The 19,830-nt window shown below is 70.2% G+C and carries 19 protein-coding genes; 11 read left to right on the forward strand and 8 right to left on the reverse strand.

What is annotated here, in order from left to right:
- Genes OHA21_RS01730 through OHA21_RS01740 form a run of 3 tightly spaced genes read right to left on the reverse strand, consistent with a single transcriptional unit; the run spans position 1 to position 2,533 of the window.
- Positions 1-774 (reverse strand): ABC transporter permease, encoded by a 774-nt coding sequence (locus OHA21_RS01730; protein ID WP_328469400.1) that lies wholly within the window; start codon positions 772-774, stop codon positions 1-3.
- Complete coding sequence (locus OHA21_RS01735; protein ID WP_328469402.1) at positions 771-1,574, reverse strand: ABC transporter permease; 804 nt, start codon at positions 1,572-1,574, stop codon at positions 771-773. The genes OHA21_RS01730 and OHA21_RS01735 overlap by 4 nt, the downstream gene beginning before the upstream one ends.
- Positions 1,571-2,533 (reverse strand): ABC transporter substrate-binding protein, encoded by a 963-nt coding sequence (locus tag OHA21_RS01740; RefSeq protein WP_328469404.1) that lies wholly within the window; start codon positions 2,531-2,533, stop codon positions 1,571-1,573. The genes OHA21_RS01735 and OHA21_RS01740 overlap by 4 nt, the downstream gene beginning before the upstream one ends.
- A 100-nt stretch (positions 2,534-2,633) precedes the next feature.
- Here OHA21_RS01740 and OHA21_RS01745 point away from each other — a divergent pair, with 100 nt between their 5' ends.
- Entirely contained in the window at positions 2,634-3,404 is a 771-nt protein-coding gene (locus OHA21_RS01745; protein ID WP_328469406.1) for an IclR family transcriptional regulator domain-containing protein, read from the forward strand.
- A gap of 305 nt (positions 3,405-3,709) precedes the next feature.
- The gene (locus OHA21_RS01750) at positions 3,710-4,936 is read left to right on the forward strand and encodes an IS110 family transposase (RefSeq protein ID WP_328478252.1); all 1,227 of its coding nucleotides are present in this window, start codon (positions 3,710-3,712) and stop codon (positions 4,934-4,936) included.
- 41 nt (positions 4,937-4,977) lie between these two features.
- Here the strand turns inward: OHA21_RS01750 and OHA21_RS01755 are convergent, their stop codons facing one another.
- A complete protein-coding gene (locus tag OHA21_RS01755) occupies positions 4,978-6,432 on the reverse strand; it encodes a GGDEF domain-containing protein (RefSeq protein ID WP_328469408.1) in 1,455 nt (484 codons plus the stop codon).
- A gap of 83 nt (positions 6,433-6,515) precedes the next feature.
- Here OHA21_RS01755 and OHA21_RS01760 point away from each other — a divergent pair, with 83 nt between their 5' ends.
- Both OHA21_RS01760 and OHA21_RS01765 read left to right on the forward strand, forming a co-directional pair.
- Entirely contained in the window at positions 6,516-8,729 is a 2,214-nt protein-coding gene (locus tag OHA21_RS01760) for a putative bifunctional diguanylate cyclase/phosphodiesterase (protein WP_328469410.1), read from the forward strand.
- A 30-nt stretch (positions 8,730-8,759) separates the two neighbouring features.
- Positions 8,760-9,107 (forward strand): hypothetical protein, encoded by a 348-nt coding sequence (locus OHA21_RS01765; protein WP_328469412.1) that lies wholly within the window; start codon positions 8,760-8,762, stop codon positions 9,105-9,107.
- A 27-nt stretch (positions 9,108-9,134) separates the two neighbouring features.
- Here the strand turns inward: OHA21_RS01765 and OHA21_RS01770 are convergent, their stop codons facing one another.
- Positions 9,135-10,226, reverse strand: coding sequence for a tartrate dehydrogenase (locus OHA21_RS01770; protein WP_328469414.1), 1,092 nt, complete (start codon positions 10,224-10,226; stop codon positions 9,135-9,137).
- Positions 10,223-10,912, reverse strand: coding sequence for a GntR family transcriptional regulator (locus tag OHA21_RS01775; protein ID WP_328469416.1), 690 nt, complete (start codon positions 10,910-10,912; stop codon positions 10,223-10,225). Before OHA21_RS01775 ends, OHA21_RS01770 begins: the two co-directional genes overlap by 4 nt.
- Between OHA21_RS01775 and OHA21_RS01780 the strand changes: the two genes are divergently transcribed.
- Genes OHA21_RS01780 through OHA21_RS01795 form a run of 4 tightly spaced genes read left to right on the forward strand, consistent with a single transcriptional unit; the run spans position 10,911 to position 14,369 of the window.
- Positions 10,911-12,380: an MFS transporter gene (locus OHA21_RS01780; protein ID WP_328469418.1), complete on the forward strand. Its 1,470-nt coding sequence runs from the start codon at positions 10,911-10,913 to the stop codon at positions 12,378-12,380. The genes OHA21_RS01775 and OHA21_RS01780 overlap by 2 nt on opposite strands.
- Entirely contained in the window at positions 12,323-12,718 is a 396-nt protein-coding gene (locus tag OHA21_RS01785; RefSeq protein ID WP_328469420.1) for an NAD(P)-dependent oxidoreductase, read from the forward strand. The genes OHA21_RS01780 and OHA21_RS01785 overlap by 58 nt, the downstream gene beginning before the upstream one ends.
- Entirely contained in the window at positions 12,715-14,055 is a 1,341-nt protein-coding gene (locus tag OHA21_RS01790) for an acyclic terpene utilization AtuA family protein (protein WP_328469422.1), read from the forward strand. Before OHA21_RS01785 ends, OHA21_RS01790 begins: the two co-directional genes overlap by 4 nt.
- On the forward strand, positions 14,052-14,369 hold the full coding sequence (locus tag OHA21_RS01795) for a DUF4387 family protein (RefSeq protein WP_328469424.1): 318 nt from the start codon (positions 14,052-14,054) through the stop codon (positions 14,367-14,369). Before OHA21_RS01790 ends, OHA21_RS01795 begins: the two co-directional genes overlap by 4 nt.
- A gap of 657 nt (positions 14,370-15,026) precedes the next feature.
- Here OHA21_RS01795 and OHA21_RS01800 read toward each other — a convergent pair.
- The gene (locus tag OHA21_RS01800; RefSeq protein ID WP_328460650.1) at positions 15,027-15,434 is read right to left on the reverse strand and encodes a hypothetical protein; all 408 of its coding nucleotides are present in this window, start codon (positions 15,432-15,434) and stop codon (positions 15,027-15,029) included.
- A gap of 8 nt (positions 15,435-15,442) precedes the next feature.
- Positions 15,443-16,270 (reverse strand): IS5 family transposase, encoded by an 828-nt coding sequence (locus OHA21_RS01805; RefSeq protein WP_328460648.1) that lies wholly within the window; start codon positions 16,268-16,270, stop codon positions 15,443-15,445.
- 573 nt (positions 16,271-16,843) lie between these two features.
- On the opposite strand from OHA21_RS01805, the gene OHA21_RS01810 reads away from it, so the two are divergent.
- Genes OHA21_RS01810 through OHA21_RS01820 form a run of 3 tightly spaced genes read left to right on the forward strand, consistent with a single transcriptional unit; the run spans position 16,844 to position 19,821 of the window.
- Entirely contained in the window at positions 16,844-17,866 is a 1,023-nt protein-coding gene (locus tag OHA21_RS01810) for a tripartite tricarboxylate transporter substrate-binding protein (protein WP_328469426.1), read from the forward strand.
- Positions 17,867-18,316, forward strand: coding sequence for a tripartite tricarboxylate transporter TctB family protein (locus OHA21_RS01815; RefSeq protein ID WP_328469428.1), 450 nt, complete (start codon positions 17,867-17,869; stop codon positions 18,314-18,316).
- Positions 18,316-19,821: a tripartite tricarboxylate transporter permease gene (locus tag OHA21_RS01820; RefSeq protein ID WP_328469430.1), complete on the forward strand. Its 1,506-nt coding sequence runs from the start codon at positions 18,316-18,318 to the stop codon at positions 19,819-19,821. Before OHA21_RS01815 ends, OHA21_RS01820 begins: the two co-directional genes overlap by 1 nt.
- The last annotated feature ends 9 nt before the right edge of the window (positions 19,822-19,830 follow it).

Consider the following 19,830-nt stretch of genomic DNA (forward strand, 5'->3'; position numbering starts at 1 on the left):
CTACCCTTGGCGCTGCGCCGCGCGCAGGCCCTCGTACCACCGCAGAGCCCGCCGCTCGGCGAGCCGGAACAGCAGCGACAGCACGAAACCGAGCAGGCCGAGCAGGATGATCCCGCTCCACATCTCGGGGATCGCGAAGCTGCGCTGGAACTGGACGATGGTGAAGCCCAGCCCGTTGCTGGCCGCGAACATCTCGCTGATCACCATCAGGATGATCGCGATCGACAGCGCCTGGCGCAGCCCCGCCGCGATCTGCGGACCCGCCGACGGCAGGATCACCCGGGTGAGCCGGGCCGGGCCGGTCACCCCGTACGCGCGGGCGGTGTCGAGCACCACGCTGTCCACCGCGCGCACCCCCTCGACGGTGTTGAGGAGGATCGGCCAGATGCAGCCGAAGACGATCACGATCACCTTCATGCCGTCGCCGATGCCGGCGAAGAGCATGATCACCGGTACGAGCACCGGCGGCGGAATCGCCCGGAAGAACTCCAGAACCGGTTCGACGGTGGCCCGCAGTCGCCGGTTCAGGCCGATCGCCACGCCCAGCGCGATGCCGATCAGCGCGGCCAGCAGATATCCGGCGAAGAGCCGCAGCAGGCTGGGGAAGACGTCGGCGCGCAGTCGGTCGGCCTGCCAGGTGTCGCCGAACGCGGTCAGGATGCTGCGCAGCGGCGGCGAGTAGAAGTTCTCGCTGCCGTCGCTGAGCACGAACCACGCGCCGAACAGCACGGCGGGCAGCGCGACGACGTAGAGAACCCGTTTCAGCACGTTCATGCGGTCACCTCGCCCCGGACCGACTGGTGCCAGGCGAGCAGGCGGCGCTCGCCGGTACGGGCCAGCAGGTTGATCAGCACGCCGAGGATGCCGGTGACGACGATCAGCGCGTACATGGTGGGGACGGCCTCGGACGCCTGCGCGACCGCGATCTCCTTGCCCAGGCCGGGCGCGCCGATCACCAGCTCGGCGGTGATCGCCAGGACCAGCGCGACCGAGGCGGCCAGCCGGATGCCGGTGAACACGTACGGCAGGGCGGTCGGCCAGAGCACGTGCCGGATCCGGGCCCACGCGGAGAACCGGAAGCTGCGCGCGGTTTCGTACGCGACCGGGTCGACGTCCGCCACCCCGTACAGGACCTGCACGAACACCTGCCAGAAGGCGGCGTAGCAGACCAGCATCAGGGTGGAGCCGATGTCGGTGCCGTAGAGCAGCACAGCCAGGGGGATGAGCGCGACCGACGGGATCGGCCGCAGGAACTCGACCGTGGAGGCGGTCAGCTCGCGCAGCACCGGGACCGAGCCGATCAGGATGCCGGCGAGGACGCCGGCGCTGACCGCGATGGCCAGCCCGAGCGCCCAGGCGATCAGGGTGTCGCCGAGTGAGGTCCAGAACTGGGGGCTGCCCGTCTCGTCGGCCAGCGCGGCGGCGATCCGGCTGGTCGGCGGCAGGTAGCGGTCGTCGACCAGGCCGAGCCGGGGGAGCAGTTCGATGATGAGGAGCAACCCGGCCAGACCGGCAGCGCCCAGAAGGGCGGGACTGCCGGACCGGGCCGGGTTGCGGCGGCGAACCGATGTCACGGGAGCAGCTTCTCCAGGTCCGGGTTGCCGGAGAAGATGCCGTCCGTGGCGCCGAGCGTCGCGAGCTTCTCGACCGACGGCTCGTTGATCTGGGTCGGCCACTTCGGCAGCACCAGCTTGGCGCCGAGCGCCGCGTCGATCTTGGTGTACGAGCTGAGCGTGGTGCGGACCTCGTCCGGGTGCGCGTCGGCGTACGCCAGCGACTCGTTGATCGCCTCGGTGAAGCGCTTGACCAGGTCGGGGTCGTCGGCGATCAGCTTGGTGGAGGCGAAGTACGCCGCCACGGTCAGGTCGTCCGCCGCGTCCACGAACGTCGAGGCCACCTCACGGCCACCGGCCGCCTTGATCGTGGAGAGCTGCGGCTCGACCACCCAGGCCGCGTCGATGTCGCCCTTCTCCAGGGCCGCCTGCATGTTCGGGAACGGCATCTCGACGAAGTTCACGTTCGCCCCGTCGCCGCCGGCCTTGCGCACCGACTCGCGGGTGACCGTGTCCCCGATGTTCTTGAGCGTGTTCACCGAGACCTTCTTGCCGACCAGGTCGGCCGCGGTCTTGATCGGGCTGTCCGCCTTGACCACCACGGCGCCGAAGTCCTTGCCCTGCTCACCGGTGGAGGCGACACCCGCGGCCACCGCCTTGATCGGCACGTTCTTGGTCTGCGCGATCATCAGGGAGGTGAAGTTGCTGAAGCCGAACTGGAACTGGCCGCTGACCACGCCGGGGACGATGGCGGCGCCACCCTGTCCGGCCTCCATGGTCAGCTCGATGTTGCGGTTCTTGAAGAAGCCTTTCTGCTGACCGAGGTAGATCGGCGCCACGTCGACGATCGGGATCACGCCGACCTTCACGTTGTCCACGCCGCCCGAGTCACCGGAACCGCTTGAGTCGCTCGATGTGCCGCACGCCGCCAGCGAACCGGCGACCGCCACCGCCACCATCCCCGCGAGAAGACGCCGCATATTTGCTCCTTCGAAATGTGTGCGCTCTCCGAACAAGAGTTCTCATGAAGAACGCTATGATGTGCCCCGTGTCACGTCAACGATTGCTTTCGATCATCTGATGCCGCGGGAACCGTACTACGTGCAGTCGCTCGAGCGGGGGCTCGCGGTGATCCGCGCATTCGACGCACAACATCGCGAATTGACCCTCAGTGACGTTGCCAGGGCCTGCGGTCTGACCCGCGCCGCGGCACGCCGATTTCTGCTGACTCTGACCGATCTGGGGTACGTGCGGACCGACGGGCGGCTGTTCTCCCTGGCCCCGCGCGTCCTGGAGCTCGGGTACTCGTACCTGTCCAGCCTCTCGCTACCCGAGGTCGCCGAGCCGCACCTGGAGCGGTTGGTCGCCCAGGTCCGCGAGTCGTCGTCGATGTCGGTGCTCGACGGTGACGACATCGTCTACGTGGCCCGTGTCCCAACCAGCAGGATCATGCGGGTCGCGATCAACGTCGGGACGCGGTTTCCGGCGTACGCGACCTCGATGGGCCGGGTCCTGCTGGCCGCGCTCTCACCGGCCGAGCTTGAGGCGTACCTCACACGGGCCAAGCTGGAGCCGCTCACCGACCGCACCATCTGTACGCCGGACGCGCTGCGCGCCGAGCTGGACCGGGTACGCGAGACCGGCCACTCGATCGTCGACCAGGAGCTGGAGGAGGGCCTGCGGGCCATCGCCGCCCCGATCCGCGACCGCAGCGGCGCGGCCACCGGCGCGGTCAACGTCTCGGTGCACGCCGCCCGCGCCACCGTCGACGACATCCGCGAACGCCTTCTGCCGCCGCTGCTCGCCGCCACCGCCGCCATCGAGGCCGACCTGCGCATCGCGGCTGGTTGACAGGGCCGTTCGCAATGCGGCTGGTTAACAGGGCTGTTCGAGGGCCTCGCTAACAGCCCTAATGAGATTTACCGGGTCGGCGTGAGTCAGACTCGGTGCCGGTAGCCGCCGGCAGGTGAGCACTGCTTAGCCCAGGACGTCGAGTCCTATTGACAGATCGTGCCCCTGCCTGGTGGTTGGGAGACCAGACCGCTGATGGGATGTCGTGCCCGCTGCGCTTTGGCGTGAGCACTTGATCATTAGGTTGCGGTAGTGCTCCCGCAGGCTGCTACGGATCGGCCGTGAACAGGGAGGACGAGGCGTTGTTGCTGCTGGTCGGGGACGACTGGGCCGAGGATCACCACGATGTGGAGGTGCAGGACGAGGCCGGTCGCCGGTTGGGCAGGGCCCGCCTGCCGGAGGGGATCGCGGGCATCTCCCGGTTGCACGCGATGATCGGCCAGCACGTCGGCGACGACGACGAGCCGGTCGAGGTCGTGGTCGGGATCGAGACCGAGCGGGGGCCATGGGTGCAGGCGCTGCTCGCAGCCGGCTATCAGGTGTACGCGATCAACCCGTTGCGGGTCGCCCGGTACCGGGAACGGCACAGCGTGTCCGGGGCCAAGAGCGACCCGGCCGATGCGCACACCCTGGCCGACATGGTGCGTACCGACCGGCATCAGCTGCGGCCGGTCGCCGGGGACAGTGACCTGGCCGAGGCGATCAAAGTGGTGACCCGGGCGCACAAGACGCTGATCTGGGAACGGACCCGGCACACACTGCGGCTGCGGCGGGCGTTGCTGGACTTCTTCCCCGCCGCGGTGACCGCCTTCGACGACCTGGACGCCCCGGACACCCTCGAACTGCTGGCGGCGGCACCGGACCCGGTCACCGCTGCCGCACTCGACGACGAGCAGATCACCACGGCGCTGCGCCGCGCGCGCCGCCGGGGCATACCCGGCAAGGTGGCCAAGATCCAGGAGGTGTTACGGACACCGCAGCTGGCCCAGCCGAGCGTGGTCGCCGGCGCCTACGCGGTCACCGTGCAGGCCCAGGTCGCGATCCTGACCACCTTCAACACCCAGATCGACATGATGGAACAGCAGGTGGGGGCGCATTTTGGCCGGCACCCGGACGGTGAGGTCTACCTGAGCCAGCCCGGCCTCGGTGGCATCCTCGGCGCCCGGGTGCTCGCCGAGTTCGGCGACGACAAGACCCGCTACTCCGATGCCAAGGCCCGCAAGAACTACGCCGGGACCTCCCCGATCACCAAGGCATCCGGCAAGAAGAAGATCGTGCTCGCCCGCTACGTCCACAACGACCGGCTCATCGATGCCCTCGGCCAGCAGGCCTTCGCCGCGCTGAAGGCCTCACCCGGCGCCCGCGCTTACTACGACCAGCAACGCACGCGCGGCATCGGGCACCGCGCCGCGCTGCGCCAGCTCGGCAACCGCCTCGTCGGGATTCTGCATGGCTGCCTCAAGACCGGCACCCCGTACGACGAACACACCGCCTGGACACACCATCAACAAGATCAACAACTTGCCGCTTGACATCAAAGATCATGGGATGTCTGTCAACCAGCCGGCATCGGTCAGGCGGCGTGCTGGTACGCCGTACCCGAGATCTTCTTCGCCGCGTACATCGCTGCGTCCGCCCTCCGCAGCAGCTCGTCCGGATCCTCGCCGGCGACGCCGCAGGCGAGCCCGATGCTGGCGCGGACACGCAGCGCGTCCCGCCGCAACGCCGCGCCGATCGTCTCGGCCATCCGGGCTGCCTCGTCCTGCCCGGTGTCCGGCAGGACCAGCACGAACTCGTCCCCGCCGAGCCGGGCCGCGGTGTCCCCGGGCCGGACGCAGTCGCGCAGCACCTCACCGACCGTGGTCAGCAGCGCGTCACCGGCCTCGTGCCCGAACGTGTCGTTGACCTGCTTGAACCCGTCCAGATCGAGCAGCGCCACGGTCACCGGGCCGGCGTGCGGCGCGGCCAGCGACTCGGTGAGGCGCTGCTGGAACAGCGCCCGGTTGGCCAGGCCGGTCAGCGCGTCGTGCGAGGCCGCGTGGTTCACCTGGGCGAGCAGCCGGTTGTTGTCGCGCAGCGCCGAGATCTGCCGGCTCGTCACCACCGCGGTGAGCGCCACCGCGCAGGTCGCCACGACCGCGAGGTCGTCGCCGCCGGTCCAGGCCTCCCACAGCAGCAGCCCGTCGACCGCCACCACCGCCAGATGCGGCAGCAGACTGTACGAGCGCCGCCGCTTGCGGGCCCCGCGGGCCGCCGCCTGGCTCCGCCACTGCGCCTGGGCCGACAGCGCCGCCAGGCAGAAGACGGCGGGCAGGTGCACCTGGGCGATGTAGAGCCGCTCGTCGACGCCGGCCAGCACGGGCTGCAGCATCGGGGCGAGCGCGCCGACGAGCACGCCGACCGCGAGCAGGCGCAGACCCCGGCCGTCGATCGCCGAAAAGTCCGCCAGCACCGCCTTGGCCAGCGCGAACACCGCCATGATGGCCAGCACCGCGAGGATCAGCGAGGTGATCACCGGTGGGCTGATCCCGGCGGCGAGCGCCGGCCGGGTGCCGAAATGCCAGATGAACACGGCCGCGGCCAGCGCCACGCTGCCCGCATCCAGAACCACCCGGGCCAGCGCGCCGCGCTGTTCGCCGCCGACCGGCAGCCGGCTGAGCGCATAGCTGAGCACCAGCAGGCCGACACCATCGAAGATCAACATCAACGGCCCGGTGTACGAGGCCCGCGCACCCGGATGAACCAGGACGTCCACCGCCTGCGCGGTCTGACCGGCGCCGATCAGCAGCGGCACGGCGGACAGATGCCGCCAGAACCGCCGGGTCGGTGCCGGCAGCGCCGGATTGCGGGCGGTGAGCCAGAAGACCGCAGCGACCAGCGGCCCGTAGAACGGGATGGTCAGCCACAGCAGGACCGGCGGCCCGGCCGGATGGATCAGGTTGACCGCGAACCACGCCGCGGCCACGGCGAACAGGCCGAGGCAGGCGCGCGTGATCAACCGGGCGGGGCGCGGTGTCGTCAGTTTCATCGCACCCGCTTCTTCGGCAGCGGCGAGGCCGGCTTGAGGGCGTACGCCTCAACTTCGCGGATCATCCGCCGAAAAGACAAAGTGTGACGGACTTCCGGCTCCGCCCGTGGTGGCGGGTGTGGCTGGCCTCGGGGATCGCCGCCGCGGTGGTCTTCACACTGCTGCCGTACGGATGGCTGTCCGTTGCCGTCTCCACCGCCATCTCGGTGGGCTCGTGCGCGCTGATGATCGCCGGCGCCCGCGCCCACGGGCCGGCGTCGCGCAATATGTGGTACCTCTTCGCCGGCGGCATCGCCCTCTGGGCGGTCGGCGATCTGGTCTACGCCTGGTTCGCGCTGATCCAGCAGAGCGTGTCGTACCCGTCCCTGGCGGACGCCCTCTACCTGAGCGCTTACCCCCTGCTGACCGTGGCACTGTTCCGCCTCACCCGCGAGCGCGGCGCCGCCCGGTCCGGCAACGTGATCGACTCGGCGATCATTGGCGTCGCGGTCGGCATCGTCTACTGGACGTTCCTGATCGAGCCGGTCATGACCGACCGCTCGATGTCCCCGGCCGCCCGCCTGGTCGCCGCCGGCAACCTCACGGTCGGTGTCCTGCTCTGCGCGGTGATCGCACCGATCCTGCTGCGCCGCGGGTCACGGACGGCCAGTCTCTGGCTGCTCACCGCGGGCAGCGCGATCACCCTGCTCTGCAACGTCGTCTACGCGCTGCTGCCGACGGTGTTCGCCGAAGGGTCGCAGCTGGTCTTCGGCGGGTACCTGATGGCGTACGCCCTGTTCGCCGCGGCCGCGCTGCACCCGTCGATGAGCCGGCCGGTGCTCGCCGACGGCGACAGCCTCGGCCGGGGCCGCCTGGTCGTGCTGACCGCCTCGATGCTGCTGGTCCCGGCGATCCTGCTGGTCCAGGGCGAGAACGACGGCGGCGGACGGCTCAGCTGGGGCGCGGTCGCGCTCGGCTCGATGGCGCTGTTCGTGCTGGTCGCGACGCGGATGTCCGGTTACATCGCCCGGGTGGACAGCCAGGCTCGGCAGCTGCGCGAGTTGGCGATGTGCGACGACCTGACCGGCCTGCCGAACCGCCGCGACCTGGAACGGCGGGCGGCCACGGCGGTCGGGGAGGGCACCTGCCACCTCGTCATGATCGACCTGGCCGGGTTCAAGCACATCAACGACCGGCTCGGCCGCGCGGTCGGCGACCAGGCCCTGGTGGCGGTCGCCGGGCGGCTGCGCGAATGCGTACGCGAAGGCGACGTGGTGGCCCGGATGGGCGCCGACGAGTTCGCCGTACTGGTCTGCGACACCCTGCCCGGCGACGGTGACGCCGTCTCCGCCCGGCTGACCGAGATGCTGCGCCACCCGGTGCACGCCGGCGAGCACGAGCTGCTGCTCAACGCCCGGCTCGGCGTCGCCGAGGCCACCGGCGACATCGGCGCAACCGAGCTGGTCCGCCGCGCCGACACCGCCCGGTACGCGGCCAAGGCGTCCGGCGGTCAGCTGGTCAACTACAGCGCCGAGCTGGACGAACGGGCCGAGGCCGCCGAACGGCTCGGTGCGGACCTGCGGCACAGCCTCGACGACGGTGACTTCCGCGTCGTCTACCAGCCGATCGTCGAGCTGCGCGACGCGCGGGTCGCGGCGGTCGAGGCCCTGGTGCGCTGGGAACATCCGGTCCGCGGACCGGTCAGCCCGGCCGCGTTCATCCCGGTCGCCGAGGACAACGGCCTGATCGTCGAACTCGGCGAATGGGTGATGCGGACCGCCTGCCGGCAGTTCGCCACGTGGGGCCGCGAGCTCGGCGACCGCGCCCCGCAGTACGTCAGCGTCAACGTCTCGGCCCGCCAGCTCAACGAACCCGGCTTCCCCGACGTCGTCGCCGGCATCCTGGCCGACGCCGGCGTGCACCCGAACGCCCTGCTCGTCGAGGTCACCGAGACCGCGTTGTTCGCCGGCCGGACCGCGGTCGAGGCGGTCGAGACGCTGCACCGCTCCGGCATCCGGATCGCCCTCGACGACTTCGGCACCGGTCACTCGTCGCTCGGGCTGCTGCGCACCGTCCCGGTCGACGTGCTGAAAGTGGACAAGTCGTTCGTCGACGAGATCACCCCCGGCCGGCGCGCCGTCATCGTCGACGCCCTCATCCACGTCAGCAACGGCCTCGGCCTGCGCGCCGTAGCCGAGGGCGTGGAAACCGCCGACCAGGCCGCCTACCTGCGCGAACTCGGTTACGAGTACGCCCAGGGCTACCACTTCGGCCGCCCGGTCCCGAATCCGTTCGTGGAGACCACCGCCCGGGTGTGACAAATGCGCCGTGCGCGATGATCAGCGGGGGTGTACTACCTGCTCACCGCGAGCTCCGGCTTCCTCCTCGCGCTCGCCTTCACCCTGCTGCTCGTCTACCCGGTCCAGGCTGCCGGCCTGTCCCCCTTCCAACCGGTGGCGGTCGGCACGGTCCTGGAGATCACCTGCTTCCTCGGCGAGATCCCCACCGGCGCCGTCGAGGCCTGGATCGCCGACGAGGTCGGCGAGCGCGAGGTTCAGCACGTTCTCCTGCGCGGACAGCGGCTCGCCCTGATCACATCGATCATCGGTACGCTCGCCGCGGGCGCCCTCGGCATGCTGGCACCCGGGCTCCCGGGGGTCACGCGCTCCCTGAGCCGTCCTCGCTCTCACCCATGAAGACCGGCGCGCGCGTTTCGGTTGCCCTCAGCCGAGGGCGCGTTCCCGGACTCGTTCGGCGATCGCGTGGCCGAGCTCGGCCGTCGTGCCGGTGCCGTGCAGGTCGGGGGTGAGCGGCGCCTGCGAAGGGCCCTCGGCCAGGACGTCCTCGATGGCGCCGAGCAGGTGGGCGGCGGCGTCGGGGTGGCCGAGGTGGTCCAGCATCATCGAGCCGCACCAGATCTGGCCGACCGGGTTGGCGATGCCGCGGCCGGCGATGTCCGGGGCGGAGCCGTGCACCGGCTCGAACAGGCTCGGGTGGTCGCCGGTGGGGTTGATGTTCGCGCTCGGGGCGATGCCGAGCGTGCCGGTGCAGGCCGGGCCCAGGTCGGACAGGATGTCGCCGAACAGGTTGCTGGCGACGACCACGTCGAACCGGTCGGGGTGCAGCACGAACTGGGCGGCGAGGGCGTCGATGTGGAACTTGTCGACCCGGACGTCCGGGAAGCCCGCGCCCATCTCGGCGACGCGCTCGTCCCAGTACGGCATCGAGATGGAGATGCCGTTGCTCTTGGTGGCCGAGGTCAGATGCTTCGCCGGGCGGCGTTGTGCCTGGTCGAAGGCGTAGCGCAGGACACGGTCGACGCCGATGCGGGTCATCACGGTCTCCTGCAGCACGGTCTCGCGCTCGGTGCCCTCGAAGATCCGCCCGCCGACGCTGGAGTACTCACCCTCGGTGTTCTCCCGCACCACGAGGAAGTCGATGTCGCCGGGCTCACGCCCGGCCAGCGGGCTGCGCACGCCGGGCATCAGGCGGCAGGGGCGCAGGTTCACATACTGATCGAAGGTACGCCGGAACTGCAGCAGACTGCCCCACAGCGAGACGTGATCGGGCACCACCTCGGGCCAGCCGACCGCTCCGAAGAAGATGGCGTCGAACCCGCGCAGCGTCTGCTCCCAGTCGGCGGGCAGCATCGTGCCGTGCCGCTGCCAATACTCCGCGCTGGCGAAGTCGAACTGCTCGAAATCGAACCGCAGATCGAACCGCCCGGCGGTGGCGTCGAGCGCTTCCAGACCGGCCGGAACGACCTCCTTGCCGATGCCGTCGCCGGGAATGACAGCGATCCGGTACGAGTTCATCGGTCCTCCCTCAATGCCGCGAGGCCGCCCTGTGAGTCCTCGATGGCGATGTGTTCCGCGGTGACCTCGTCGCCGGCGCGCAGGGCCCGGACCAGAGCGCGGTGGCTGGTGTAGCGCTCCAGGCCGAAGGTGTCGTCCTCGGCCACCCGTCGCAGCAACAGTTCCCGCCGTTGCGGCCGGCTGAACACCCGGCTCTGCTCGAGCATCCGCACCAGGACCGGATTGTGCGCGCAGGCGTCCACTGTGTCGTTGAACTCCTGCATGGTGTCGAGCAGGGCGGTGAGGTGACGGTCGGTGGGCCGGCCCTGGGGGCTGCGCTCCTTGAGCAGGATCAGCAGATCGTCGGCCCGGTCGAGGATCGCGTCGAGGGCGTCGAGCTGGGCGGGGGTGGCGTGCCGGGCGGCGAACCGGGCGACCAGGCCGCGCAGGCCGACCTCCACCTCGGCGAGGTCGTCGATGGCGGCGTCGCGGATCGCGGCGACCAGGACCGTACGCGGCCCGATCCGCTCGATCAGCCCGTCGAGCTCCAGGCGGCGCAGCGCCTCCCGGACCGGGGTCGGGCTGATTGCGAGCCGCTCGGCCATGCCGCGTTCAGTCACCTTCTCCCCGGGGGCCAGCTCACCGGTGGCGATGGCGGTGCGGACATGACGGTACGCCTGGTCGGCGAGCGTCTCGGCAACGGTCATGAACTTCTACGACAACCAGGTGCCCGTCCTGCTGCGCGAGCACGTCACCAGCGCGGCGCTCGTCGGGGTGCTGATGGGCATGGACAACCTGCTGGGCATCTTCGTCCAGCCGTGGATCGGCAACCGGTCCGACAACACCCGGACCCGGTGGGGGTGGCGTATGCCGTACCTCGCGATCGGCATGCCGCTCGCCGCGCTGCTCTTCCTGCTGCTGCCCTGGACCACGTCGGCGATCACGCTGATCGCGGTGATGGTCTGCTACGCGCTGGTCGCCAACACCATGCGACCGCTGGCCGAGTCGCTCGTACCGGACTTCATCCCGCCGCAGCGGCGCGGCCGGACCAACGCGGTCGTGAAGATCGCCGCCTCGCTGACCATCATCGTGGCGTCCCTGATCAGCCTGTTCGTGGTGGACGAGCACCCGCGGGCCGCCTTCGTCATTCCCGCGGTGATCATGCTGGTTGCCACCGCAGTGCTGGTCGCGAAGGTCCGCGACAGCCGGTCCCCGGCCTATCAGGCGGCGCTCGCCGAAGACGCGCAGGCCGGTCGCGCGGAGACCCGCTCGCCGCTCTGGACGGTCGTCGTCGAACTGGTTACCAGCAGCGACCGGCGGCGGGTGCTCCTGCTGCTGACCGTCTTCCTGTTCGGCGGGGCGTGGTTCGCGTCGCGGTCGCTGATGACCCCGTACGGGATGGAGGCTCTCGGCCTGTCCCGCGGCGAGGCGGGCGGTCTGACCCTGCCCAGCGGGGTCGCGTTCCTCCTCGCCGCCTATCCGGTCGCGCTCGCGGCGGAGCGGTTCGGGCGGCTGCGTACGATCGCTGTCGGTATGGCGGTCTTCGCCGGCGCGCTGGCCGCCGCGACCGTCGTGCGAACCCCGACCGCCACGATCGTGCTCCTCTGCATCGGCGCCGCCGGCGCCGCCGGCTTCTCGATCAACGCGGCGGTCGCCCTGTGGAATCTGGCGCCTTCCAGCCGGATCGCCGCTCTGAGCGGCGTGACCGGCGCGCTGATCGCCAACGAGCCGATGTCCGCCGAGGTGCTGGCCGCGGCGCCGGACCTGCGCGCGATCGTGCGCACCGGCGTCGGCTACGACTCGGTCGACGTCGAAGCGGCCACCCGGCTCGGTATCAGCGTCAGCAACCTGCCCGGCATCAACGCCAACGCGGTCGCCGAGTACACCGTCGCGCTGCTCCTGGCCCAGGCCCGGAACCTGGCGCCGATGGCCGCCGGGGTCGCCGCCGGGACCTGGCCGCGCCGCGACGGCTTCGAGCTGCGCGGCAAGACGCTCGGCCTGATCGGCTGGGGCGCGGCGGCGCGGCTGGTGGCGCCGCTCGCCGGTGCGTTCGGCATGACCGTGCTGTGCACCAGCGGCGTCCCGGTGGGAAGCGCGGCGAGACGCCGGTCCGGTTCGTGCCGCTCGACGAGCTGCTCGGCGCCGCCGACTTCGTCTCCCTGCACACCGCGCTGACCGAGCGCACCCGGCACCTGATCGACGCCGCCGCGCTGGCCCGGATGAAACCGGGCGCCCACCTGATCAATACCGCGCGCGGACCGATCGTCGACGAAGCCGCCCTCGCCTCGGCGGTCCGCGAGGGCCGCATCGCCGGCGCGGCCCTCGACGTGGTGGACGTCGAACCGCTGCCCGCCGACAGCGTCCTGCGCGGCGTCGACGGCATCACCGTCTATTCACACATGGCCGGGCAGACCGCCGAGGCCCGCCGCAACGCCGGGCTCGACGGCGCCCGCGAACTCGTCGCCGCCCTGGCCGGCAATCCCGAGCTTTCCAGCAAGAACGGAAGACCATGAGATCTGTACGAGTACTCGTGCCGAGCGGCATGCTCGGCGCCGGTTTCCCGCCCGCGACCGTCGAGCGTGGAATCGCCCTCGGCGCCGACGTCATCGCGGTGGACGGCGGCTCCACCGACTCCGGCCCCTACTACCTCGGGTCGGGCACGGCGAAGACCGCGGCCGCCGCGGTGGCCCGGGACCTGCGGGTGCTGCTGCTGCGCGCCGCGGCTTCGGCCGGGATTCCACTGGTCATCGGCTCGTGCGGGACCAGCGGCACCGACTCCGGCGTCGACTGGGTCGCCGGCATCACCCGCGAGATCCTCGCCGCCGAGGGGCTGAACCTGCGGGTGGCCACCATCTACAGCTCGCTGCGGGCCGCCGACCTGGACCTCGGCCGGATCCGGCCGCTGCCGCCTGCTGGTGCGCTCGCCGCGGAAACGTTGGAGAGCTGCACCAACATCGTCGGGATGATGGGCCACGAGCCGATCGCCGAGGCGCTGGCTGCCGGAGCCGACGTGGTCCTGGCCGGGCGGGCCACCGACACCGCCGTCGCCGCCGCCTACCCGCTGCTGCACGGCATGCCGGCCGGGCCGACCTGGCACGCCGCCAAGATCGTCGAGTGCGGTGGCCAGTGCACCACCAACCCGCGCGCCGGCGGGGTGCTGGCCACCATCGACGCCACCGGCTTCATCATCGAGCCGCTCGACCCGGACGTCGCCTGCACCCCCACCTCGGTCGCCGCGCACATGCTCTACGAGACGGTCAACCCGTTCACCATGCGTGAGCCGGCCGGCACCATCGACGTCACCGGTGCGGTCTACACGGCCCTGGACGACCGGCGGGTCCGGGTGGAGGGCTCCCGCTTCGAGCTCGCGCCGCAGCACACCATCAAACTCGAGGGCGCCCGGATCACCGGGTACCAGACGATGTCGTTCACCGCGATCCGCGACCCGCACATCCTCGGCCAGATCACCACGTGGGCCGCGCTGCTCCGCAAGATGATCACCGAGTGGGTCTTCGAAGCGCTCGGCCCGGTGGATTACACCGTCGACATCCGCCTGTACGGCCACGACGCCATCCTCGGCGACCTGGAACCGGACACCGGCCCACCCCGCGAGGTAGGCGTGATGCTGTTGGTGCAGGCCGCGGACCAGCAGACCGCCACCGCCATCGCGAAGATCGCCAACCCGCTGATGCTGCACCTGCCCACCCCGGACATGGACTACCTGCCCAGCCTCGCCTTCGCCACCTCACCCGCCGAGACCGAACGCGGCGCGGCGTACGAGTTCGTCCTCAACCACGCCATCGAAGTCGACTCACCGACCAGCCTGTTTCGCATCGGAGGCCCGCGATGACGCGTACCGTGGCTGATCTTGCCTTTGAAGTGCGCTCCAAGAACGCCGGCCCGTTCTGGGTCACGATGGAGGTCTTCGCCCGCGACGCCGCCGCCTACGCGGTGGTCGCCGACGCCGGCTTCCTGAACCCCGAGGTGATCGCCGGCCTGTACGGGGTGCCGACGGAGAACGTCCAGTTTTTCCGGATCCCCTCGCTGAACGTCGTCAAGATCTCGTTCCCGCGCCCGGTCGTCCAGGGCAGCCTCCACGACCGCGACATCCATGCGGGCCAGCACCACGTGCCCCTGGCTCTGCTCCCACTACCCCCGGCGTAGACAGCTTCCGCGATCGAGGTCCGCCCGCTGGCCGGCGTCGTCTCGGTACAGCCGGGCAGACCCGATCCAGCTGTCGCGCAGGGGCGTTTCCCGCCTCCGCAACCAGCCCTGATAGTCAGCCGGGTTGCCCGGCTGCCATTCGGCATCGCTCTCTACCTCCACAATCAGTCGGGAAAACGCGCCGGCGGGCGGTGGTCGCGTTGTGGATCACCCAGCGGGCGGTGGTTGCGTTGTGGATCGCCCGGCGGGCGGTGGTTGCGTTGTGGATCACCCGGCAGCCGTAACTCCCAGCCGGGTGGCCCCAAAGGCCGTTTCCCGAGCGCCGGCTGGGAACTGCGGCTGCCTCCACCGGCCGGAAAGGTGCGCACCTCCCAGCCGGATGATCCAAAAGCCCGCAAATGATGGCTCAGCTGGGAGTTATGGCAGGCGGACGACCTTGGTCGAGGGGGGTGACGTCGCTGCCGGGCGGCTGGGGCCTAGTTTCGGGCTCCGTTGATCGGTCGGCCGTGCGGTGGTGCTGTCCTACCGCCTGGGAGGCAACGCTGGCGGGCGGCTGAGTGATCGAACGGGTCGGCATGGCGGCCTCAGCCGCGCGCTGGCGCTGTCACCAACTGATCCGCCAGGAGCGTCGCAGCGCTCAGAGGCCGGTTTGAGGGCTTAGGTCCGTTTCTCGGGTAGGGCAAATACTCCGGGTTCGTTTTCGGTGAGGATGTTGCGGCTGACCATGCGTTTGAGGCGGGCGCGGGCGCTTTCGACGTGGCTGGGTGCGGGGTCGACGCCGACGGCGAGGCAGATGTCTTTGGCCCGCATGCCGGCGGGCGCGGCGTGCAGGACTGCCAGGATCTGCTGGTAGGGCGTGCTGGCGATGGTCGGGTCCTCGGCGGTGAACTCGGCTGCGGTGAGTGCTTGCAGGGTGGTGCGGGTCGTGGCGAGGTCGGCGAGTTCGGTGTCGGTCTGCGCGAGTTGCGCGGTCAGGGCGGTGATCTGTTCTCGCAGGCCGGTGGCAGTTTGGTTGGCGGCGGCTTCGCGGATGGCGATCAGGTCGAGGATCGTGGTGATGTTCATTGGCGGGTTCACCGCCAGGTCGGGGTGCTGGTGCCGGTCAGTCGGCGCACGATGTTGGCCATCGAGGCCCAGAGGGTGCGTGACACCGATGACTCGGGTCGGCTTTCGTATTCGCGGGTCAGCCGCCGGTGCAGCATCAACGTGCCGTTGACCTGCTCGACGATCCACCGCTTCTTGACCGGCACGAACCCGGCGGTGGTGTCGGATCGTTTGACGACCTCGACGTCGACGCCCAGAACCGCGCCGTGCAGGGCGAAGTCCTGCTGGAACCCGGCGTCGACCCATGCTCGGGTCACCGTGGGGGTGTGTTCGGCGATCTTGTCGAGCAGCTTGATGCCGAGCACGTTGTCGCTGATCGACGCGGCGGTCACGACCACGGCGATGATCAGGCCAAGGGCGTCGACGGCCAGGCCTCGTTTGCGGCCGGGGACCTTCTTGCCGGCGTCTTTACCGGTCGTCGCCGCCGGGACGTGGTTGGCGGCGCGCAGCGACTGGGTGTCCAGCACGACGGCGCTCGGGTCCTCGGCGCGGCCGGCCTTCTCTCGCGCCTGACAGCGCAGCAGGTCATGGATCGCCTGGTCAGTACCGTCGTCACGCCACAACGCGAAGTAGTAGTACGTCGCCGATTTGGGCGGCAGGTCGTGCGGCAGATAGGCCCACTGGCAGCCGGTCCGGGTCTGGTAGAGGATCGCGTTCACGATTTCCCGCAACTCGTAGCCGCCGCCCTGTTGGCCGGTCACCGAGACGCGTTTCGCCTGCCACGCCTGCAAAAACGGCCCGATCAGGTCCCACTGCGCGTCGGTCACGTCGCTCGGATACCGCTGTCGATCACTCATGACCAGCGCAACGCTGCCATGATCTCCCGGTCGCGATCGAGGCTCACCTTTCAATCCTTCGAGTGATCACCATCTATGACAAACCTCTGGAATGATCCCCAACCGGACCCAACACATAGATCAACGCGAAGACCACCGAACCACCCTCTCACCGTGCTGCGGGTGTCCGTGGTTTCGGAAAATGCCGGCGTGCCCGTGCCCGTGCCCGTGCCCGTGCCCGTGCCCGTGCCCGTGCCCGTGCCCGTGCCCGTGCCCGTGCCCGTGCCCGTGCCCGTGCCCGTGCCGCGGCGCGGCGCCAGAAGCCGGCCCGCCCGGCTGCCGGGCCGTGATCGGTCGGGGCGGGCTGCGGACGACTGCCGGCGTCGGGCGGACGGCGATACCTCGACGCCGGGAGCTCTTCAGCGCCGCCACCGGGGTGCGCCGCGCCAGCGCACCCTGGGCGGTCGTTGCGCTGAGTGATCGCAGTTCGGCGACAGAGCTGTGGGCGCTCTAGTGATCTACCTCACGGTCAAATACGGTCGTCGATGTATCGCAAGACCGGGAAAGCACGACCACCGACACGGAGGTCAGGACATGCGTACGAGCAGCAGGCCGCGGATGATCGCCGCGCTCGCCGTCGCCGTCTCTCTCATCGCCGCCTGTTCCGGCGACGGGGACGGCGGTGGTGGCGCTGAGGGCGGTGACGCCGCGGGATACCCGGAGCAGAACATCACCTTCGTCGTGCCGTTCAGCGCCGGCGGCCCGACCGACACCGTCACCCGGATGATCGCCGACCCGATGGCCAAGGCGCTCGGCGGGAAGATCGTCGTGCAGAACGTCGAGGGCGCCGGCGGCACGGTGGCCGCGGGCCAGGTCGCGCAGGCCGAGCCGGATGGTTACACCGTGCTCATGCACCACATCGGCATGTCGACCGCGCCCGCCCTGTACAAGGATCTGGGCTACCAGCCGCTCGACGACTTCGCGACCGTCGGCCTGGTCACCGAGGTGCCGATGACCGTCGTCGCCCGCAAGGACTTCCCGCCGACGTCGCTGGCCGAGCTGACGGCGTACGTGAAGGCGAACTCGGACAAGGTCACCCTCGCCAACGCCGGCATCGGCGCCGCGTCGCACCTGTGCGGCCTGCTGTTCCAGGCGGCCGCCGGCGTCAAGCTGCAGGAGGTTCCGTACCAGGGGACCGGCCCGGCGCTGACCGACCTGGTCGGCGGGCAGGTCGACTTCATGTGCGACCAGACCACCAACACCACCGGGCAGATCTCCGCGGGCAAGGTGAAGGCGTACGCGGTGACCACCCCGGAACGGGTGAAGAGCCTGCCGGACCTGCCCACCACGGCCGAGGCCGGGATGCCGCAGCTGGCGGTCAGCGTGTGGCACGGCCTGTACGTCCCGGCCGGCACCCCGGACGCGATAGTGCAGAAGCTCTCCGGCGCGCTGACGACGGCCCTCGCCGATCAGGCGGTCATCGACCAGATGGCCAAACTCGGCACCGCCCCGGTCGCCGCCGGGGACGCGACCCCGCAGGCGCACCGGGCGCACCTCGAGGAACAGCTGACGACCTGGGCGAAGGTCATCTCCGACGCCGGCGTCAAGGCTTCGTAGGTGCAGCAGCGGCGATCCCTCCCGGACGTGCTCGCCGGGGGAATCTTCGTCCTGATCGGTGGCGTGTTCGTGGTGGGGGCTCTCGGTTACGACCGGGGGACCCCGCTGCGGATGGGCCCCGGCTACTTCCCGCTGCTGGTCGGCGTGATCGTGACCGTCCTGGGCCTGGCGATCGTGGTCAAGGGGCTGGTCGCCGGTGAGGAGATCCCTTTCGAGAAGGTTCCGTGGCGTGCGGTCGTACTGATCGTGGTTGCGGTCGTGTTCTTCGGGTTCTTCGTGCGGCGCCTCGGGTTCGTGCCGACGTCGTTCGTGACCGCGCTGCTCACCGCGCTGGCCAGTAAGCGCGTGCGGCCGCTCACCGCGGTGGCGGTGGCGGCCGGACTGACCGTGGCCGCCACGCTGATCTTCGTCGTCGGGCTCCAGCTGCGGCTCCCGTTGTGGGGCTGGTGATGGATCTTCTCGACAACCTGGTCCTGGGTTTCTCGACGGCCTTCCTGGTCCAGAACGTTCTGTACTGCTTCGTCGGGGTGCTGCTCGGCACCGCGGTCGGCGTGCTGCCCGGCATCGGCCCGACCGCGACGGTGGCGATGCTGCTGCCGATCACGTTCAACTTCGAGCCGGTCACCGCACTGATCATGCTGGCCGGCATCTACTACGGCGCGCAGTACGGCGGTTCGACGACGGCCATTCTGATCAACCTGCCCGGCGAGTCGTCGGCCGCGGTCACCGCGCTCGACGGGCACGAGATGGCCCGGCAGGGGAGGGCCGGCCCGGCGCTGGCCGCGGCCGCGATCGGCTCGTTCATCGCCGGCACGGTTGCCACTGTTGTGCTGGCCGTCGCCGCGCCACCGCTGGCGAACGTCGCCCTGAAGTTCGGTCCGGCGGACTACTTCGCGCTCGTACTGTTCGGTCTGATCGTCTCGATCGCGCTGGCGCGCGGCTCCGCGCTCAAGGCGCTGGCCATGATCGCGCTCGGCATCCTGCTGGGCACGGTCGGGCAGGACATCTACACCGGTACGCCGAGGTTCGTGCTCGGCCAGCGCGAACTGTACGGCGGCATCGACTTCGTGTCGGTGGCCGTCGGCATGTTCGGCATCGCCGAGATCCTGCGCAACCTGGAGAACGAGCGGGACCGCCCGGCCCTGCTCGGCACGGTGACGAGCCTCTGGCCGACCCGGGAGGACCGGCGCCGGATGGCCGGCCCGATCGCGCGTGGCACCGGGCTCGGCGCCGCGCTGGGTGTGCTGCCCGGCGGCGGGCACGTGCTGGCCTCGTTCACCTCGTACGCGGTCGAGAAGCGGATCTCGAAGCGCCGGGACGAGTTCGGGCATGGCGCGATCGAGGGTGTGGCCGGCCCCGAGTCGGCGAACAACGCGGCCGCGCAGACGTCGTTCATCCCGCTGCTGACGCTCGGTCTGCCCGCGCACCCGGTGATGGCGCTGATGGTCGGGGCGTTCATCGTGCACGGCATCACCCCCGGCCCGAACGTGATCACCGATGAGCCGGCGCTGGTGTGGGGCCTGATCGCGTCCATGTGGATCGGGAACGTGCTCCTCGTACTGTTGAATCTGCCCTTGATCGGCATCTGGGTGCGCATGTTGCGGATCCCCTACCAGGTGCTGTTCCCGATGATCGTGCTGTTCGCCGTGATCGGCACCTATTCGCTGGGCTTCAACGCGTTCGACGTCTACGCGATCGCCTTCTTCGGCATTCTCGGCTACGTCCTGATCAAGTGTGGCTGCGAGCCGGCGCCGCTGCTGCTCGGCTTCGTGCTCGGCCCCCTGCTGGAGGAGAACCTGCGGCGGGCGCTGATCATCTCGCGCGGCGACCCGCTGATCTTCTTCACCCGGCCGATCTCGGCGACCCTGCTGATTTTGACCGCGGTGGCGCTGATCATCGCCGCGCTGCCGGTGATCCGCCGGCGACGCGAGGTCGTGTTCGCCGAGGAGGAGTAGCCTCGCCTG

This window comes from Actinoplanes sp. NBC_00393, from assembly GCF_036053395.1.
GTDB lineage: Bacteria > Actinomycetota > Actinomycetes > Mycobacteriales > Micromonosporaceae > Actinoplanes.

Bases quoted from the DNA above. Each gene is read 5' to 3' on its own strand.
- OHA21_RS01820 (WP_328469430.1), top strand. From the start codon at position 18,316: ATGGATCTTCTCGACAACCTGGTCCTGGGTTTCTCGACGGCCTTCCTG.
- OHA21_RS01795 (WP_328469424.1), top strand. From the start codon at position 14,052: ATGACGCGTACCGTGGCTGATCTTGCCTTTGAAGTGCGCTCCAAGAAC.
- OHA21_RS01755 (WP_328469408.1), bottom strand. From the start codon at position 6,432: ATGAAACTGACGACACCGCGCCCCGCCCGGTTGATCACGCGCGCCTGC.
- OHA21_RS01780 (WP_328469418.1), top strand. From the start codon at position 10,911: ATGAACTTCTACGACAACCAGGTGCCCGTCCTGCTGCGCGAGCACGTC.
- OHA21_RS01790 (WP_328469422.1), top strand. From the start codon at position 12,715: ATGAGATCTGTACGAGTACTCGTGCCGAGCGGCATGCTCGGCGCCGGT.
- OHA21_RS01810 (WP_328469426.1), top strand. From the start codon at position 16,844: ATGCGTACGAGCAGCAGGCCGCGGATGATCGCCGCGCTCGCCGTCGCC.
- OHA21_RS01800 (WP_328460650.1), bottom strand. From the start codon at position 15,434: ATGAACATCACCACGATCCTCGACCTGATCGCCATCCGCGAAGCCGCC.
- OHA21_RS01775 (WP_328469416.1), bottom strand. From the start codon at position 10,912: ATGACCGTTGCCGAGACGCTCGCCGACCAGGCGTACCGTCATGTCCGC.
- OHA21_RS01740 (WP_328469404.1), bottom strand. From the start codon at position 2,533: ATGCGGCGTCTTCTCGCGGGGATGGTGGCGGTGGCGGTCGCCGGTTCG.
- OHA21_RS01805 (WP_328460648.1), bottom strand. From the start codon at position 16,270: ATGAGTGATCGACAGCGGTATCCGAGCGACGTGACCGACGCGCAGTGG.
- OHA21_RS01730 (WP_328469400.1), bottom strand. From the start codon at position 774: ATGAACGTGCTGAAACGGGTTCTCTACGTCGTCGCGCTGCCCGCCGTG.
- OHA21_RS01745 (WP_328469406.1), top strand. From the start codon at position 2,634: ATGCCGCGGGAACCGTACTACGTGCAGTCGCTCGAGCGGGGGCTCGCG.
- OHA21_RS01770 (WP_328469414.1), bottom strand. From the start codon at position 10,226: ATGAACTCGTACCGGATCGCTGTCATTCCCGGCGACGGCATCGGCAAG.